Annotated in this window: 14 protein-coding genes; 5 read left to right on the forward strand and 9 right to left on the reverse strand. The window is 60.0% G+C overall.

Features of this window, described 5'->3' with window-relative positions:
- Window positions 1-18: 18 nt before the first annotated feature.
- Entirely contained in the window at window positions 19-648 is a 630-nt protein-coding gene (locus ACA071_RS26205) for an alpha/beta hydrolase (RefSeq protein WP_497641755.1), read from the reverse strand.
- A 144-nt stretch (window positions 649-792) separates the two neighbouring features.
- Between ACA071_RS26205 and ACA071_RS26210 the strand changes: the two genes are divergently transcribed.
- Window positions 793-1,227: a Z-ring associated ZapG family protein gene (locus ACA071_RS26210; RefSeq protein WP_497641756.1), complete on the forward strand. Its 435-nt coding sequence runs from the start codon at window positions 793-795 to the stop codon at window positions 1,225-1,227.
- A gap of 240 nt (window positions 1,228-1,467) precedes the next feature.
- On the opposite strand, the gene ACA071_RS26215 is transcribed toward ACA071_RS26210, so the two are convergent.
- Both ACA071_RS26215 and ACA071_RS26220 read right to left on the reverse strand, forming a co-directional pair.
- The gene (locus ACA071_RS26215; protein ID WP_497641757.1) at window positions 1,468-2,193 is read right to left on the reverse strand and encodes a YiaD family glycine zipper/OmpA-like lipoprotein; all 726 of its coding nucleotides are present in this window, start codon (window positions 2,191-2,193) and stop codon (window positions 1,468-1,470) included.
- 102 nt (window positions 2,194-2,295) lie between these two features.
- On the reverse strand, window positions 2,296-2,940 hold the full coding sequence (locus ACA071_RS26220; RefSeq protein ID WP_497641758.1) for an MBL fold metallo-hydrolase: 645 nt from the start codon (window positions 2,938-2,940) through the stop codon (window positions 2,296-2,298).
- Window positions 2,941-3,299: 359 nt separating this feature from the next.
- Here ACA071_RS26220 and ACA071_RS26225 point away from each other — a divergent pair, with 359 nt between their 5' ends.
- On the forward strand, window positions 3,300-4,109 hold the full coding sequence (locus ACA071_RS26225) for a PP2C family serine/threonine-protein phosphatase (RefSeq protein WP_497641759.1): 810 nt from the start codon (window positions 3,300-3,302) through the stop codon (window positions 4,107-4,109).
- 53 nt (window positions 4,110-4,162) lie between these two features.
- Here ACA071_RS26225 and ACA071_RS26230 read toward each other — a convergent pair whose 3' ends face one another.
- The 5 genes from ACA071_RS26230 to ACA071_RS26250 form a co-directional block, all read right to left on the reverse strand.
- Complete coding sequence (locus tag ACA071_RS26230; RefSeq protein WP_497641760.1) at window positions 4,163-6,901, reverse strand: winged helix-turn-helix domain-containing protein; 2,739 nt, start codon at window positions 6,899-6,901, stop codon at window positions 4,163-4,165.
- 360 nt (window positions 6,902-7,261) lie between these two features.
- The gene (locus ACA071_RS26235) at window positions 7,262-8,626 is read right to left on the reverse strand and encodes a DUF1329 domain-containing protein (RefSeq protein ID WP_497641761.1); all 1,365 of its coding nucleotides are present in this window, start codon (window positions 8,624-8,626) and stop codon (window positions 7,262-7,264) included.
- A gap of 28 nt (window positions 8,627-8,654) precedes the next feature.
- Complete coding sequence (locus ACA071_RS26240) at window positions 8,655-10,544, reverse strand: DUF1302 domain-containing protein (RefSeq protein ID WP_497641762.1); 1,890 nt, start codon at window positions 10,542-10,544, stop codon at window positions 8,655-8,657.
- Between the two features lie 346 nt (window positions 10,545-10,890).
- Window positions 10,891-12,573: a fatty acid--CoA ligase gene (locus ACA071_RS26245; protein WP_497641763.1), complete on the reverse strand. Its 1,683-nt coding sequence runs from the start codon at window positions 12,571-12,573 to the stop codon at window positions 10,891-10,893.
- A 147-nt stretch (window positions 12,574-12,720) separates the two neighbouring features.
- Window positions 12,721-13,905 (reverse strand): MFS transporter, encoded by a 1,185-nt coding sequence (locus tag ACA071_RS26250; RefSeq protein WP_497641764.1) that lies wholly within the window; start codon window positions 13,903-13,905, stop codon window positions 12,721-12,723.
- 85 nt (window positions 13,906-13,990) lie between these two features.
- Here ACA071_RS26250 and ACA071_RS26255 point away from each other — a divergent pair, with 85 nt between their 5' ends.
- Window positions 13,991-14,764 carry an AraC family transcriptional regulator gene (locus tag ACA071_RS26255; protein WP_497641765.1) on the forward strand — a complete coding sequence of 258 codons (774 nt, stop codon included), beginning with the start codon at window positions 13,991-13,993 and terminating at the stop codon, window positions 14,762-14,764.
- Between the two features lie 67 nt (window positions 14,765-14,831).
- Here the strand turns inward: ACA071_RS26255 and ACA071_RS26260 are convergent, their stop codons facing one another.
- Complete coding sequence (locus ACA071_RS26260; protein ID WP_497641766.1) at window positions 14,832-15,461, reverse strand: LysE family translocator; 630 nt, start codon at window positions 15,459-15,461, stop codon at window positions 14,832-14,834.
- 298 nt (window positions 15,462-15,759) lie between these two features.
- On the opposite strand from ACA071_RS26260, the gene ACA071_RS26265 reads away from it, so the two are divergent.
- Window positions 15,760-16,725, forward strand: coding sequence for a 2-hydroxyacid dehydrogenase (locus ACA071_RS26265; RefSeq protein WP_497641767.1), 966 nt, complete (start codon window positions 15,760-15,762; stop codon window positions 16,723-16,725).
- A gap of 33 nt (window positions 16,726-16,758) precedes the next feature.
- Window positions 16,759-17,757, forward strand: a complete 999-nt coding sequence (locus ACA071_RS26270) for a methyltransferase (RefSeq protein ID WP_054613545.1) — start codon at window positions 16,759-16,761, stop codon at window positions 17,755-17,757.
- Window positions 17,758-17,771: the final 14 nt, after the last annotated feature.

A 17,771-nucleotide genomic window follows, 5' to 3' on the forward strand; every position in this document is an offset into this window, starting at 1 on the left:
TCGCTTGTCAGACTGCAATCAATTCGAAAGACGCGGCAGGATCAGATCCTTGAGATCGGTCAGCTTGCCATGAAAAAAGTGTCCGCATTCTGCCACTTTCAGCAGCTCATGGGGGCGATCGAGTGTGTCGGACCATTCATAGACGAGTTGCGGATCGATGACTTCGTCGGTTTCCGGCTGGATCAGGGTCAGCTCGCCGTGTTGCGGCAGTTGATCCTGATCACCGAGGCGCATGACCGCGGGCGCGACCATGAACAGATGTTTCAGTTGCTCGCCGTTCGCTTCCAGGCGTCCGCCGAGACTTGCTGCAACAAATCCGCCGAAGGAGAAACCGAACAGCGTCAGCGGCAACTCCGGGTGCTTGGCCCGCAGCCATTCAGCGACAGCCTGGGCGTCGTCGACTTCGCCGGTGCCCATGTCGTGGGTGCCTTCGCTGGCACCGACGCCACGGTAATTGAAACGCAAGGTAATCAAACCGGCATCACGGGCGGTGCGCTGCAAGGTCGACACAACTTTATTGAGCATGGTGCCACCCTGCACCGGGTTCGGATGGCAGATCAGCGCCAGGCCGCGAGGTTCGTCGCTGCCAAGGTAAAGGGCTTCCAGTTGGCCGACCGGGCCATCAATCACTACAGGGGTTTCGCGCATAAGCAAGGAAGGAACTCCGTGACCTCGAATCGGGTCGACTCGTCTAGCAAATTGTCTGTGCCAATCTATTGCGAGTGAATCGCGGTATACAGCGCAGGTTCGAGCCGTTAACGTAAAGCAAAGCCGTTTATAGAGGAAGGACTCGTGGAACACTCGCTCTTAGTTTGGTTGTTGCCGACTCTTGCCCTGGTTGTGGGTGTCGCCATTGGATTCCTGGTCGCTCGTCTGGTGCCGAACGCCGCGCCTGACCGCACGCAACGGCAGCTGGATGACATTCAGGAACGTTTCAACAGTTATCAGAACGAGGTGGTTACCCACTTCAACAGCACGGCCACCCTGGTCAAGAAAATGACTGCGAGCTATCAGGACGTGCAGGATCATCTCGCCGAGGGTGCCAACCGTTTGGCCCTGGACGAGCAGACTCGCCAACGCTTGCTGGCCGCCCTGCACGCCGACGCAGCCGTGGCCCCACGGGAACGCCTGACGCCACCGCGCAATCAGGAGCCGCCTCGCGACTACGCTCCAAAAGCCCCGAACGCACCGGGCATGCTCGATGAGCATTACGGCCTGAAGAAGTAATCAGGTTTCGCGCTACGCAAAAAGCCCTCGGATGAGTGATTGTCCGAGGGCTTTTATGTGGCTGATTGTCTGGGTGCCTGTCAGGGCCTCATCGCGAGCAAGCTCACTCCCACAGGGGAATGCGTTCCAAATGTGGGAGCGAGTTTGCTCACGATTGGGGTCTAACTGCCGACACAAAAAAACCCGCCCGATCTGCTGAGAATCGGGCGGGCTTTTTAGACCTGGGGTTCAGTCAGGCTGTTACTGGTACTGCTGAACAGGTTGACCCTGCTGCTGATACTGCTGACCCGGAATTGCCTTCAGGTTGACCTCAACCCGACGGTTCTGCGCCCGGCCATTGACGTCACCGTTGCTGGCAATCGGGTTATCCGGCCCGGCACCGCGTGCCGACAGGTTGGCCCCGCTCACGCCCTGCGACGTCAGGTAAGTCGCCACGCTCTGGGCGCGACGCTGGGACAGGTCCATGTTGTGCTGACGGGCACCGGTGCTGTCGGTGTAGCCGACAATCTCGATCTGGTTCTGGCTGAATTCCTTGAGCGAGCCCGCCAGGCTGTTCAACGGCTGGTAGAAGCTTGAAGCGATGTTCGCCGAATCGGTGGCGAAGGTGATATTGCCCGGCATGATCAACTTGATCTGATCACCCTGGCGCTGCACTTCAACCCCGGTATTGGCCATGCTGGCTCGCAGCTTTTTCTCTTGCTGGTCGGCGTAGTAACCGTAACCGGCGGCGGAAGCACCCACCACGGCGGCACCAATCAACGCGCCCTTGCCACGGTTATCGTGACCGATGGCGGCACCCGCCAACGCACCCGCCAGGGCGCCGAGGCCACCGTACTTGGCGGTTTTGCTCATGCCCTGAGAACCGCTGTCGGCCTGCCCCTGGTTGTCATAAGGATTAGGTGAAGCGCAGCCGGACAACAGGGCCACAGCAGTTGCGACAATAATCAAACGCTGCTTGGTGAACATGAAGAGCTCCTACTTTTTGCATTCTGAGGTGCAACGGACCAAGGCATCGGCCCATGCGGGCGTTGGATCATGGGCGCGAGCAAAAATTCCACTGGTTACAATTCAGGCCCGCACAAAAGGGTTCTCGCGCATTTCATCACCCAGACGTGTGTCCGGACCATGCCCGGTGACCACAATGGCTTCCTCATCGAGGGTATACAGCCGCTGCTTGATCGAGCGCACGATAGTCGCCTGATCGCCACCCCACAAATCCGTGCGCCCTACCCCGCGCTTGAACAGCGTGTCACCGGCAATCAGCAGCTTAGCCTCTGAAAACCAAAAGCTCATGGAACCTGGCGTATGCCCCGGCGTGTGAATCGCCACGCCGCAACCGCAAGCCAGCTCTTCATCGTCGGCCAACCTGCGGTCCGGTGGTGGCACCGGCACGTAAGGGACACCGAACATCTGGCATTGCATCTCCAGGTTGTCCCAGAGGAATTGATCTTCTTTGTGCAGGTGGAGGGTTGCGCCGGTTTTCTCCTTGAGCTGACCGGAGGCCAGGAAGTGATCGAGGTGCGCGTGGGTGTGGATGATGCTGACGACTTTCAGGCCCAGGGCGTCGAGGCGAGCGAGGATCAGCTCGTGATTGCCGCCCGGGTCGACGACGATGGCTTTTTTGCTGATCGGGTCGCCGATGATCGTGCAGTTGCACTGGAGCGGGCCGACGGGGAAGGTTTCGCGGATGAGGGCTGTATTCGGGGTTTGCATGGGTTTTGATCCTGGTGCCAAGCTGGGTAATGCGGTTGTGATCCGCAAAATTGATAGGTTATCCTCGCGCGCGCCTATTTTGAAACAAGACGGCAGGAAGCCAATGCCCCCTTCAATGGAACACGTGCTCGTCGATAAAAGCGTCCTTTTCTGTCTGCTCCCGCGCCGCAACATACCGTCCGTGCGCCAGCACCTGCCCCGGTCCGCGAGGCGCCGACCTCCTCTGAGGGCATCGTGATGCTCTGATTCAAACGACTCTTGAAGCGTTTTTTTGTAACGCTCAACTCAAAAGGATAATGCCATGCAAGACGACTATCTCTTTCGCCAGGAAGACCTCGCCGAAAACCCAGGCCTGAACCATGCCTGAGCACCCGATCGACTTCACCTGTAAAACCGCCTGTGCGTTTGTGGCAGGAAGCTCACACCTCAAGACTCAGACACCGTGCCAGGACTATGTCGCGGCCAGAGAGTCGAACGAGGTAACGTGCATTTCATTGGCCGACGGGGCGGGCTCCAGAGCCCGATCCGAAGTCGGTGCCCAGGTCGCGGTCACCGCGACCCTGGCGTTTGTCTGCAAAAACTTTGAAAGCCTCTGGCAAAACATGGACAAACACAACGCGAAGGCAGCCCAACGCCTGGTTAATCGCGGCCTTGACGCGTTCAGACGCAAATCAGCGAAACTCGGCTGCGAGATCAGCGACCTGGCCTGCACTCTGTCGTTCGTCGCTTATTCAAAAGGCCGCTATCTGGCAGGCCATTTGGGCGACGGCATCATCGCAAGCGTTGATCTGGACGGGCAACTACAGACCCTTTCCCCTCCAGAAAACGGCGAGTTCGCCAATACCACGCTGTTTCTGACAGATCCTAAAGCAGCGTCACGGCTCAGGCTGTACCGAGGGCCAATCGAAGCAACGGCTGGCTTTGCGATCATGAGCGACGGCTCCGCAGAAAGCCTTTATCACAAATCCAGCGGCACACCCGCCCCGGCCATTCAGAAACTGCTGGAGTGGAATGCGACGTTACCCAGAAAGAAAATCAAGGATGTGTTGGGCGACAACCTGCGACAGTCCATCGCCAGCAAAACCGGAGATGACTGCTCCATCGGTTTACTGTCGATCCTGAAACGCGACGGACACATACAAAGCGCGGGTATTACCGAAGAGAAGTGAGCGATAGCCTCTGACTCAAGGCCCGCCTTGCACCGGAGGTTTTCAAGCGTTAGTTACTGCAATACCCCTAACGCCTTCGCCCGCGCCACCGCTTGCGTGCGCCGCTCAACCCCAAGTTTGCTATTGATGTGGCTGGCATGGGTCTTCACGGTATGCAGCGAGATAAATAGCTGATCGCTGATCTCCTGGTTAGAACAACCTTGAGCGATCAACTGCAGGACGGCCAGCTCGCGGGTGCTGAGCGTTTCCGCACCTGTGGATAACTCCAATGCCGGACGTGAGGGTGCGACAGGGAGTTTTTCCATGAGGTTTTGCGAAACAGCATTCGGGGCGCTGAGTTGCAGTTGGCCCCGCAACCAATCCGAATGCTCCGCCAACAACCCGTCAAACGGTTGCAGCACGCCACCCGCCGCCGCTTCCAGCGCTTGCGTCAACGCCTTACGCGCCTCGGGCTCACGCCCACCCGCCAGCAATAATGTGATTTTCTGCGTCAGCGCCATCACGCTGAGCATCTGCCGCCCTGTCTGTTGCCCATGCTCCAGCAGTGCATTCAATCGCCCTTCCGCCAGCATCGGTTGCCCCTGGATCACTTCCAGCTGGGCTTGCTGCAATTCAATGTGCAGCGGTAGCTGTGGATGGAATTCCGGTGGGGCTGCCGGGTGTTCGCCATTGTAGGTCTGGCCCAACCGCGCCAGCCACGCTTCGGCCAGATCGATGCGGCCCTGGGCCAGCCAGAGTTCGCATTTGACCAGGGTGATCATTGCCAGATAGTAAATCGGCGGGACGTCCCAGATGTGCATCAGCCGTTCGGCTTCGGCCAGTTCGGCGAAGGCCTTGGCAAACTCGCCGCTGCTGCCCTCGAGCCTGGCGATCACGCAGTGGCCGATCAATACGCTGATATCGCGACAGGCCCGGGCTTCGCCCAAACCGGCTTGCAAACGTAACCGGGCGGCCTGGGGCTGCGAGCGCAGCGCCAGCAAGAAGCCTTCGTACAAGATCAGCCGGGCGCGTACCGCATAAAGCCGTTGCGGCGACAAGCCGTGCAGGCGTTGCAGGCCCTGACGGACTTCATCCAGCGAGCGCAGGATCTCCCCCCGCGCCTGCAACACCCGGGCACGGTCGTAATGGGCCAAGGCTTCGAATAACGGATTGCCGACGCGCTGCGCCAACTCCAGGGACTCACGATTCAACCCCCGGGCACGCCACAGGTCGCCGTCGGCAATGGCCAGGTTGGACAAGGTCGAGAGGCACATCAGGCGCTGGCCGTAACGCTTGGCGGGCAGGCTCTCCAGCGCTTCGGTGCAATAGAGCAGCGTCAGTTCACGATTGCCGCGTCCACGGGCGATGATGCCGCTCAGGGCCAGCCATTGCGCCAGCATGGACTTCTGCGCCGTGGCCGACGGCGCTGGCAGGAAGCGGCTCAAGTGATTGGCCAGTTCCTCGGCCGCGTCCAGTTGGCAGGCCAGCCCTAACGCCCAACTGTAGAGCACGATCAGCCGTGGCGTGCTGATCAGCAGGCTGTCGGGCAAGTCCATTTTCCAGCGCAGCAGCATGCCGACGTTCTGCTCGGCCAGCAGTTGTTCTTCCGAGAGGTTTTGCACCAGGTTCGCCGCGACATCCAGGTGCCCGGCGCGCAAGGCCTGCTCCACCGCTTCATCGAGCAGTCCCTGGGCATTGAACCAGCGGCAGGCGCGCAAATGCAGGCTGGCGGCCGGCACCAGGGCCTGGGTCTTGGGCCGCGTGCGCAGCAAGTCGGAAAACAGGTGGTGATAGCGGTACCAGTGACCGTGCTCATCCAGCGGTACCAGAAAGACCTGATGGGCCAACAGGAAACGCAGGATTTCGGCGCTGTCATGGGCCTCGCGCACGGCGTCGCACAGTTCGCTGCAAAAACGCTCCTGAGGCGCCGTGTCATAGAGGAATGCCTGTACCTCGGCGGGCAAACAGTCGATGACTTCTTCCAGCAGGTAATCGCGGATCAGCCCTTCCCCGCCATGCAGTGACTGCGGCAACGCGCCATCGCTGCCGGCTTCGGAAGCGGCCAGCAGCCAGAAACGCAGGCCGGCCACCCAACCTTCACTTCGCTGGATCAGATTCTCCAGCGCTTCGCCGCGCAATGAACTGCTGTGGCGATCGAGCAGAGTCAAGGCTTCGTCGTGGGTCAGGCGCAGGTCTTGCTCATGCAGTTCGAGCAATTGCCGCGACAGGCGCAGACGCGCCAGGTGCCAGTCCGGACGTTGCCGACTGGTGACCATGACCAACAGGCCATCAGGCAGGTGATTAAGGAAAAATTGCAGACAGCGATCGAGCACCGGCCCTTGGGCCAAGTGGTAGTCATCCAGCACCAGCAACAAGGGCGAACCCGGTGACAGGTGCACGACCAGTTCATCGAGCAAACCGTCCAGCCATTCCTCGAACGCAAAGGGTTGATGGCGTTGACGCATTTTCAGCAGCCCGAGCGCCTTGCTGCCCAACGGCGGAAAATAGTCCTGAAGGCCTTCGAGCAGACGCTCAAGGAAGCGCCCCGGATCATTGTCACGCGGGCTCAACCCCAGCCACAGGCTTTGCCAGTGCGCCGGCAAGCCCTGACAGAACTCCACCGCCAACGAACTCTTGCCGAAGCCTGCCGGAGCACTGACCAACAACAATCGACCACCCAGCCCGGCACTCAGGCGCTCGCACAAGCGCGGCCGCAGCACATGGCCATCAGGCAGCGGTGGCCGAAAGAAACGCCCGTCCAGTGCCGCGACGGCAACGCTTGCAGGACCCGGAAGTGGGGACAGATCAGTCATGGCCGGCTCTTGTTTGAAATGCTGTTGGCGGCGTTACAGATGTCCGCAGACTAGCGGTAAACGGAGCGCTATTGAAGGTTGTTGCTACAAATGGCTACAAAAAGACTACAACCCGATAACCGCACCGAATCTGAATCCCTTGTAGCAGCGCGAGGCTGCGTTCGGCTGTGAAGCAGTCGTGAGACCAGGCGACGCGGTGCATCAGGAAGACCGTGCACTCAGGTTTTACGACTGCTTCGCAGCCGAACGCAGCCTCGCGCTGCTCGGCAGCTGCTACGACAGGCCGTTACGGACTTCCAAAAAAAACGCCCCGAACCAGTCGGGGCGTTTTTCGAGGATGCGGCCTCTGTCTACAGCCTGTTAGCGAACACCATCCTGACGCAGGGCTGCCGGGGTGAAGTCGCTGGTGGTGGCGGTGAAACCGAAGTCATACGCCGATTTTTCTTCGTTCTTCATGCCCAGGGCCAGGTAGCGACCCGATTGCAGGTCATACAGGGTTTCCAGGGCGTACCACGGCACTTGCTTGTCGTAGTAGTTCTCGGCGTGGGCTTCTGCAACGCGCCACAGCTGATTACGACCGTCGTAGTGATCGATCACCGCAGCCTGCCAGGTGTCTTCGTCGATGTAGAAGTCACGCTTGGCATAGATGTGGCGCTGACCTTCCTTCAGGGTTGCAACTACATGCCAGACCCGGCGCAGCTCATAGCGAGCCAGGTCCTGGTTGATGTGGCCGGCCTTGATGATGTCGGCGTATTTCAGCTTCGGATCGTCGAGTTTGTAGCTATCGGAGGCGATGTACATCTCTTTCTTGCCTTCGAGTTTCCAGTCGTAGCGATCCGGCGCACCGTTGTACATGTCAAGGTTGTCGGAGGTACGCAGGCCATCGGCGGCAGTACCCGGCCCGTCATAGGACACTTGCGGGGCACGACGTACACGACGCTGACCGGCGTTGTAGACCCACGCCGAACGCGGTTCCTTCACTTGGTCGAGGGTTTCGTGCACCAGCAGCACACCACCGGCCAGACGTGCCGGCGCGGTCACTTTCTGCTTGAAGTAGAACAGGATGTTGCCCGGGTTTTTCGGGTCGTAATCCTTCATCTTGTCGCGGAACACGAACTGGTCCTGGAAGTACACCAGGCTGTACGAGCCGTTCGGCTGCGGCGTGGCCTGGGTGACCAGGCGGGTCACGCTGCCGCCGCGATAGCGGGTGATGTGGTTCCAGATGACTTCGACACCGGTTTTTGGAATCGGGAACGGTACGGCGGTTTCGAAGTTTTCCAGACCGTTGCCGCCGGACACCAGGTTAGTCGCGGTGGCGTTTTTCTTGATGGCAGCGAACACGTCATCCGGCACGGTGGCACCGCGATGGGACGGGTAGACCGGCATCTTGAAGGTTTCCGGGTAGCGCTTGAACATCGCGTACTGGCCCGGGGCAAGCTTCTCTTTGTACTGGTCGACGTTCTGCGCAGTGATGGTGAACAGCGGTTTTTCACCGGCGTACGGGTCGGACAGGAAGCCCTTGCTATCGACGGTGCCGGCATTTTTCGCCAGGGGTTTCCAGGCCGGGATCGAACCGTCGGCATTGCCCGCCATCTCGGCGCCCATTGGGGTCAGGCTCTTGCCCAGTTTGTCCGCTTCAGCGGCAGGCACCGCCGCCATGACGCTTGTCGCCAACAGCGACAGCCCCAGAACACCGGCGTGGAACAGACTCTTTGTTATTTTCATATGTGTGTTCGTCCTGAAAAAACAGTGCTTAGAAGTTCACGCCGAAGCTGAGCGCAACGAAGTCGCGGTCATCAACGGTGGTGTACTTGCCATCAAAGAAGTTGGTGTAGGCCAGGCTCGCGGTGTAGGTGTTCTGGTATTCGGCATCGACGCCCAGGCTCACCGCTTTACGACCTTCTTCGAAGTTGCCGCCAGGGCCTGGCGAGTAACCGCTCACGTCATGGGACCAGGCCACGTTCGGCTTGAGGTTCACCCCGGCGAACACGTCGTTGTATTCCCAGATGGCACGACCGCGGTAGCCCCACGAGGTGGCCGTGGTGAAGCCTTCATCGTTGCAGTTGCGGCTGCGGTTGTTCTGCGGCGAACCCGGGCCGGCGCCGTTGATGGTGCTGGCGTTGAGGATGTTGGCGCAGGTGTTGGCGCCGCCAGTGGCGGGCAATTCACCCGGGCCGTAGACCGGGTCACGGCCGTAACGGACATCGGACGTGCTTTCCAGGCCGCCGACGTGGGTCACGCCCACTTCGCCCACCAGGGTCAGACGGCTGGCGCCCATGACCTGGTCGAAGAAGTGCGTCAGGGTGGTCTGGAACTGGGTGATTTCCTTGCGGCGATAACCGTGCAGGTCCTGGCCCGGCACGCCGGTCAGCAGCGAAGCATTGGACAGCGCGCCACCGATAGGACGTACGCCAGCGAACAGGATGTCGGTGGAGTTCAGTTGCACCGGTGCGTTCGGACGGTAGCTGATTTCACCGCTCCACGCCGTACCGGTAGGCAGGGTGGTGGAGAAGCTCAAACCGTAGAGACGGATGTCTTCCGGGTATTCAACAAAGTATTCCGAGTTGCCGGCTACCAGCAGCGGTGCGAGTGCCGCGAACGGCCCTGGCAGCGCCCGTGCAGTGTTATAGACCGACTGCGGAGCACCGGTGGCGCTGAAGATCGGTGCACGGCTGTGGTAGTTCATGAAATAGGCGCCGAACTCGGTGTCCAGCGGGTCGAACATGTATTTCAGGGACGCGCCCCACTGGCCGCTGTCACGCGCATCGCGATCGCCACCGCGACGCACCAGTACGCCTTCTTCGTTGACATCGACGCCATTGGCAGCCAATGGGCCCAATGCCACGGCCGGAATCTGCGAACGCTTGTTCAGCACGCGCAGGTTGTTGTCGCAACCGTCGGCAATGATGTCTGCCTGAGAGAAGAATGTGCCGCAGTTATCGACGACGGTCTGGTCCCACTCGAGCTGGTAGAAGGCCTCGGCCGAGAGGCTATCGGTCAGGCTCTGGGACACGTAGAACATGTTGACCGGAATCAGGCCTTCCTTGATCTCGGCACCCGGACGACGGAACGCAGACACGTCGATCGGGTTGATCGAGTTGATACCGCCGCCGATGAAGGTACTTTCACCCCAGCTCACTACTTGTTTGCCCAGACGCACGGAGCCCGGCTGATCGGCAATGGAGTAGTTGTGGTAGACGAAGGCGTCGAGGATCTGCCCACCGGCGGACTTGGCGCCTTCCTTGCGGTTGTTGTCGCTGATGTCCTTGAACTCGCGACTTTCGTCTTTCAGTTCAAAGTCGTACCAGTATTTGCCGCGGACGAAGACTCCGGTATCGCCGTATTTCAATTCGAGGTCGTGGATGCCCTTGAAGATTTTCGAGAAGGTTTCCCCGCTCTTGAAGTTTGCGTGACCGTCATCGGACGTCTGCGACAGGCCGTGGCCGCCATTGTTGACGCCGATGAGGTTCTTGTTGGGACTCTGAGTAGACCAACTGGCACCGATCGACAGGGATGAGTCGAACTGACCTTCGATTTCACCGACGTTGAAACTGACGCCGAATGCAGGCCCGGCGAGCGAAGAGGCGAGACTGACCGCCAGGGGCAGTTTCGCCCGGCGCCAGAACTGGTTTACTGATGTCATCGACGCTACTCCATGTGCATTATTGTTATGGCAGTGAGTACTTTTAAAAACGTTGTGGCTGACCGGGAGCCAAGAGATCCCGACGTCAATCCAAATGTGCATCGCCCCGTTTGTGCGTTTGCTCCGTTCTTAAAAATCCTTGAGCGGACTATAGCCAGCAGGTAGTACTGCTTGATCCCTCTAAAGTGTGATTTGCAGCTGCCGGCCACTCTGGAACAGTCCTTTCGCCAGTCCGACACATGTCGGCACGGCAAGGATGGCTGAAAATTCGGATTTCACAAGCCAAGCGCTTGCTTGGTGGGGCTGGCGTGCCTTTTCGGGCACGCCTGGGGAGGTCAGATCACGCTTAAAGCGTGGAGAGGAAGGTGCTGTTGTTGGCCTGCCATTCAGTGATGTCGAGGCGGATACGCTTCTTGTCGAGCTTGCCGACGCTGGTCTTGGGAATTTCAGTAACAAGGGCGATCTGGCTCGGGATGGCCCACTTGCTCAGGTGCCCCAACTCGACGAACGGCTTGAGGTGTTCCTTGAGTTCACGAGCCCCGATCTCATGCCCTTCGCGGATCACCAGCAGCGCAAATGGCCGCTCGCCCCACTGCGGGTCGGCAATCCCCACCACTGCTACTTCGCGTACCGCTACGTGACGGCTGATCAAATCTTCAAGGTCCAGGGACGAGATCCACTCGCCGCCAGTCTTGATCACGTCCTTGATCCGGTCGCGAATGTCGATCACGCCCATGCTGTCCAGGGTTGCCACGTCGCCGGTGTGCAGCCAGCCGCCGGCCCAGAGCTCGGCGCCCTTCTGCGGCTCGTTGAAATAACCTTCGGTGAGCCACGGCGCACGCAGCACCAGTTCGCCCTGGGTCTCGCCATCGGCAGGCAGGAAGTTGCCGTCGGTGTCGACGATCGCCGCCTCCACCAGTGGCCCCGGCACGCCGGCCTTGATCCGGTAGGTGGTGCGTTCGTCTTCGGTGCCGGCCATCAACTCGTCATTGAGGTGAGCGCAGGACACCAGCGGACCGGTTTCCGACATGCCGTAAGCGGCGGTCAATTGAATGCCCTTGGCCTTGGCGGCTTCGTACAACGCACGGTTCAGCGCACTGCCGCCGATGACGATTTTCCAGCCGCCGAAATCGGTGTTCTGCGCCGCCTTGGCGTTGAGGACCATTTGCAGGATGGTCGGCACGCAGTGGGAGAAGGTGACCTTCTCTTTGCGCCACAACTCCACCAGGTATTCCGGGTCGTAGCGACCGGGATAAACCTGCTTGAGCCCGAGCATCGTTGCCACGTACGGCAAGCCCCAAGCGTGCACATGGAACATCGGAGTGATCGGCATATAGACATCGTTGGTGCCCAACAGCCGCACGCTGTCGATGGCGCCCATGATGGTCGACACTCCCATGGTATGCAGCACCAGTTGCCGATGGGTGAAGTACACGCCTTTGGGATTACCGGTGGTGCCGGTGGTGTAGAAGGTGGTCGCGACCGAATTTTCGTCGAAATCCTGGAAGTCGTACTGCGTGCTCGCAGCGGCCAGCAACTGCTCGTATTCGCCGACAAGGTTCGGCAAATCGGCGGTTTTATCCGGCAGGTCAGTTAGCAGCAGGGTTTTCTGAACCGTGGTCAGGTGCCCGGCGATGGCCTGGTACAGCCCCACAAACTCACTGTTGACCAGCACGAAGCGGTCCTCGGCGTGGTTCATGGTGTAGAGGATCTGTTCCGGTGACAGCCGCACGTTGATGGTGTGGATCACCGCGCCGATCATCGGGATGGCGAACATGCATTCCAGGTAACGATGGCTGTCCCAGTCCATCACCGCCACGGTATCCCCGGCCTTGACCCCGGCCGCCGTCAGCACATTGGCCAGCCGCGCAACCCGTTCGATCAGGGTCGGATAGCTGTAGCGCAGCTGGTCGCGGTACACGATCTCGCGGGTTTTCTCGTAACGAGCGCCGGACATCAGCAGTCGTTTAATCAGCAGCGGATACTGGTAAGCGCCTTCGGCTGGCGGGATAACGCGAGTCTGCAACATAAGAATCCCTTTTCTGACTGCACGGTCTTGGCTTTAAAGATAATTACTCTAGAGCCCTTATACGCCAGCCAAATCAGCCAAAGGAATGATTTGCACAGCCGTACAAATGCTAGCTTTGCGCCAGCATTTGCAGGATTTCGTCACTGGTTATGCCGTTTGTCCTACAGCAGCCTCAGACGGCGTCCGTGGGAAAACCAGTGCCGCCACGAAGGTCAACGCCGCAAAACCCGCCAATATCAGATAAAGCCCTACAAAACCCTGGCGCGGTTCGACGAACGAAATCAGCGGAATCGCGGTCGCACTGGCCCCGAACGATAAACAGTAACGCAGCGCAAAAACCCGGGACTGCCATTGCGGGGCGACGAAGTTGGCGACCATCGCGTCATTCACCGTGACCTGGCCAAACACCACGAACATGAACGCCGCGCCCAGTGCAATCACGGCCCAGCCATCCACATACGCCAACCCGAACAGCAATGGCGCCTGGCACAACGTCAACACAATGAACGGCCATTTCAGACTAAAACGGTGCAACACCCGGCCGATGCTCAGCTGCGCCACGGCACCGAAGGCATACGCCAGGCTGACCACCACGCCAAGGGTTTGTGGAGATGCGAACAAATCATGCAGGCGCTCCTGAAAGAGTTTCGGATAGGTCATGGTCGTGGCGTTGAACACCACGCCGCCAGTCGCGGTGGCCAGGGCCAGCACGCCAAACACCATGACCATGGAAATCCGCTGGCCGGCCGCACCTTTGAGCGGCGTGTGCGGACGCTTGGGGATCGGTTCTTCACGCACCTGCAAGGCGAAACCGATGCCCAATGCAATCGCCACCACCCCCGGCAGAATGAATGCCGAACGCCAGCCAAACTGCGCCACCAGCAACCCGGTGATCAGCGCCGAAAACGCCACGCCGAGGTTGCCCCACATGCCGTTGATGCCGATTTCCCGGCCGCGGTTCTGCGCATAGGCCACCAGCATTGCGGTGCCCACCGGGTGATAAATCGCGGCAAAAACCCCAATCAGTGTCAGGCCGACAACCAGCATCGGCGCGCTGCTGCTCAAACCGGTGAAAATCGCCGAGGCGCCAATGCCGAAGAAAAACACCAGCATCATTTGCCGCCGGCTCCAGTGATCCCCCAGCCAACCGGCCGGTAGCGAACAGGCGCCGAAGGCAATGAAACCGCCGAGGGACAAGCCGATCAGTGCGGCGTAATCCAACGCGAAGGCTTGGGTCATGCCGAGAATGGCGGCGGGGAAAATCAGCATGAACATGTGGTCGATCACATGAGCTGCGTTGATGTAGCGGATAACGTTTCTGGACTGGTTCATCGCGGCACGCTTTACGTTGTAGTGAGCGGCTTATGCTAAGTTGGCGAAAAAGCGCATTCCTGACAACAAAGTCATCGGATCTGACATGTTAATCAGCCACTTCCTGCACGGCCCGGTCAGCGCTTATCCGCGTGATTACATGGATGGCGCGCACCAGGAACTGCATCAACACCGCGAAGCGCAGTTGCTGTATGCCGTCTGCGGCACCATGCGGGTGGTCACGGCGCAAGGCGCCTGGGTGATTCCGCCGACCCGTGCGGTGTGGATTCCGCCGATGGTGGCGCATGAGATTTTCATGTCGGGCGAGGTGCGCATGCGCTCGCTGTTCATTGCCGCCGAACTGTCGCCACCAAGCCTGCATCAGTGCTGCGTGCTGGCCGTCACGCCATTGCTGCGCGAGTTGATCCTGCGCGCGGTGCAAGGCCCGCAACACGCGGAAAACCCGCTGATCCAGAAGCTGATGCTGGAAGAAATCGCCGGCCTGGAAAACCTTCCGCTGCACATTCCGATGCCCGAGGACCGGCGTCTGCAAGGCATCTGTTTGGCGCTGCTGCGTACGCCAGACCATCCCAACACCCTGGAAGACTGGGCACAGCAAGTCGGCGCCAGTTCGCGAACCCTGGCGCGGCTGTTCCAACAACAACTGAAGATGAATTTCAATGCCTGGCGCCAGCAACTGCGCCTGATGGAAGCCCTGCCGCGCCTGCTCGCCGGGGAAAGCGTACAGAGCGTGGCGCGGGATCTGGGCTACGGCAGCGCCCGGGCGTTCAGCGCGATGTTTCGCCGTTTGCTCGGAGAGAATCCCCGGGAGTATCTGAACGCGCTGAACAAACTGAGCGAACTCAATCCGCTTTCGTAGGAGCTGAGCTTGCTCGCGATGGCGATCTCAAGGACGCCATCGCCGGCAAGCAGTGATCCTACAGGCATCAATGCATCTCGGTGAAGGCGAGTTTCACGCCGATGGCGATCAGTACCGCGCCCATGGTCCGGTCGAACCAGTGGCCCATGCGGGCGAAACCGGCGCGTACCCGCTGCTGGCTGAACAGCATCGCCACCAGGCAGAACCAGACCGCCGTCGCTACGGCGAGGTAAATCCCGTAACCGGCTTGTACCGCCAACGGCGTATGCGGGTTGATCACCACGGTGAACAGCGAGAGAAAGAACAGCGTGGCTTTGGGGTTCAGGCCATTGGTGACGAAGCCCGACGTAAACGCGCCACGTGCGGTGCGTTCGCCGACTTCCTTGTGCAGGTCGTCGGATACCGGTTTGGCGGGTTGCGCGCGCAAGGCCTTGAAGCCGATGTACAGCAGGTACGCGGCGGCCGCCCATTTCAAAGCGTTGAACAGCACGATCGACTGGGACACGATCAGGCCGATGCCGAGCAGCGAATAACCGACGTGCAGGAAAATCGCCGTACCCACACCCAGCGCAGTCCAGGTTCCGGCACGCCGACCGTGGGTCACGCTCTCACGTACCACCACGGCGAAGTCCGGGCCGGGGCTGGCGACGGCCAGCAGGTGAATCAGGGCGACGGTCAAGAATTCTGTCCAGTACATGGGGGCTCCTCTGGGGCAGATAAATAAAATAACCGGGAAAAACCACACCCCTTGTAGCAGCTGGCGAAGCCTGCGTTCGGCTGCGCAGCAGTCGTGAATTCAGGTGATGCGGTGCTTCAGAAAAAACGCGTGCTCAGGATTTACGACTGCTGCGCAGCCGAACGCAGGCTGCGCCAGCTGCTACACAGTGCTTGCATCTGCATTAGCCGCACGACTCTGGCGCAGGGCGTAACCATTTGTTTCATCTGGTAGGCTCGGCAGATTACGCCTTCAGTTCATTGCACAAAAGGTACAGTTGATGACGAACTCTCGCCGCGCCGTTTTCCTCGACCACCCGTCCCTGGATCTGGGCGACCTCGACCTGACGCCTTTGCGCGATTGCTTCAGCGACTTGCAGTTGTTCGCCCAGACCTCGCCGGATCAGGTGATCGAGCGCCTCAAGGGCGCCACCGTGGCCATCAGCAACAAGATCCTGATCGACGCCGACGCCATCGCCGCCAGCCCCGAACTCAAGCTGATCCTGATCACCGCTACCGGCACCAACAACGTCGATCTGGCCGCCGCTCGCGCCCACGGGATTACTGTTTGCAACTGCCAGGGCTACGGCACGCCGTCGGTGGCCCAGCACACGATCATGCTGTTGCTCAATCTGGCGACACGCTTGGCGGACTACCAAAAAGCCGTCGGCGAAGGTCGCTGGCAGCAGGCTAAACAGTTCTGTCTATTGGATTACCCGATCGTCGAACTGGAAGGCAAAACCCTCGGCCTGCTCGGCCACGGCGAACTGGGCGGCGCCGTCGCACGGTTGGCCGAAGCCTTCGGCATGCGCGTGTTGCTGGGGCAGATTCCCGGCCGCCCGGCCCGCCCGGATCGCTTGCCATTGAATGAACTGCTGCCGCAAATCGACGCCCTGACGCTGCACTGCCCGCTCAATGAACACACCCGGCACTTTATCGGTGCCCGTGAACTGGCCTCGATGAAACCGGGCGCATTTGTGGTCAACACCGCCCGCGGCGGCCTGATCGACGAACAGGCACTGGCCGATGCCTTGCGCAACGGTCACCTCGGTGGCGCGGCCACGGATGTGCTCAGCGTTGAGCCACCAACAGCGGGCAACCCACTGTTGGCCCACGACATCCCTCGACTGATTGTCACCCCGCACAACGCCTGGGGCAGTCGCGAAGCGCGGCAGCGGATCGTTGGTCAGTTGACCGAAAACGCTCAGGGCTACTTCAGCGGTAAGGCGCTGCGGGTCGTCAGTTGATAAACTGCGGCACTTTTTTTCAGGGAGCAGAGTATGGATCCGCGCAGTGAAGTACTGCTTCGTCAGGCCGAGTTATTCCAGGGTTCGGTGTTGCTGGCCGGTTTGCCCGCCGACGATTTGCTCGGTCGCCTGCCCGATGCCCACGGCTGGTGCTGGCATGCCGGCGATCAAGCGGCGCTCGATGCACGCTTTGCCGAGCGCAGCCAGTTTGGCGTCAATGCGCCCGAGCGCGAGTTCGAGACGGCGGTGGTGTTTCTGCCCAAGTCCAAGGACCTGACCGACTACATCCTCAACGCCCTCGCCTCACGCCTGGCCGGTCGCGAGTTGTACCTGGTCGGCGAAAAACGCAGCGGCATCGAAGGCGCGGCCAAGCAACTGAACCCGTTTGGCAAACCGCGCAAGCTCGACAGCGCGCGGCATTGCCAGTTGTGGCAAGTCACCGTGGCCAACGCGCCAGAAGCCAAGTCGCTGGAAAGCCTGGCCCAGGAATACGAACTGCCATTGGCCGAAGGGCCGCTGAAAGTCATCAGTTTGCCAGGTGTGTTCAGCCACGGTCGCCTCGATCGCGGCAGTGCCCTGCTGCTGGAACATCTGGACAAGTTGCCCAGCGGCCACTTGCTGGACTTCGGTTGCGGTGCCGGGGTGTTGGGTGCGGCCGTCAAACGTCGTTATCCACACAATCAGGTGACGTTGCTCGACGTCGATGCATTTGCCGCTGCCAGCAGTCGCCTGACCTTAGCCGCCAACGGTCTGGAAGCCGAGGTGATTACGGGCGATGGCATCGATGCCGCGCCGATGGGTTTGAGTGCGATTTTGAGCAATCCGCCCTTCCATGTCGGCGTGCACACTGATTATTTCGCCACCGAGAACTTGCTGCGAAAAGCAGCCAAACATCTGAAAAACGGTGGTGAACTGCGCTTGGTCGCTAACAGTTTCCTCAAGTATCAGCCACTGATCGAGGAGCACCTCGGCGTGTGTGCGATCAAGGCTGAAGGTCAGGGTTTCAGAATCTACCGAGCCAAACGCGGCTAGAAATTTGTTCTTGC

The sequence above is a fragment of the Pseudomonas sp. LBUM1646 genome, assembly GCF_059716165.1.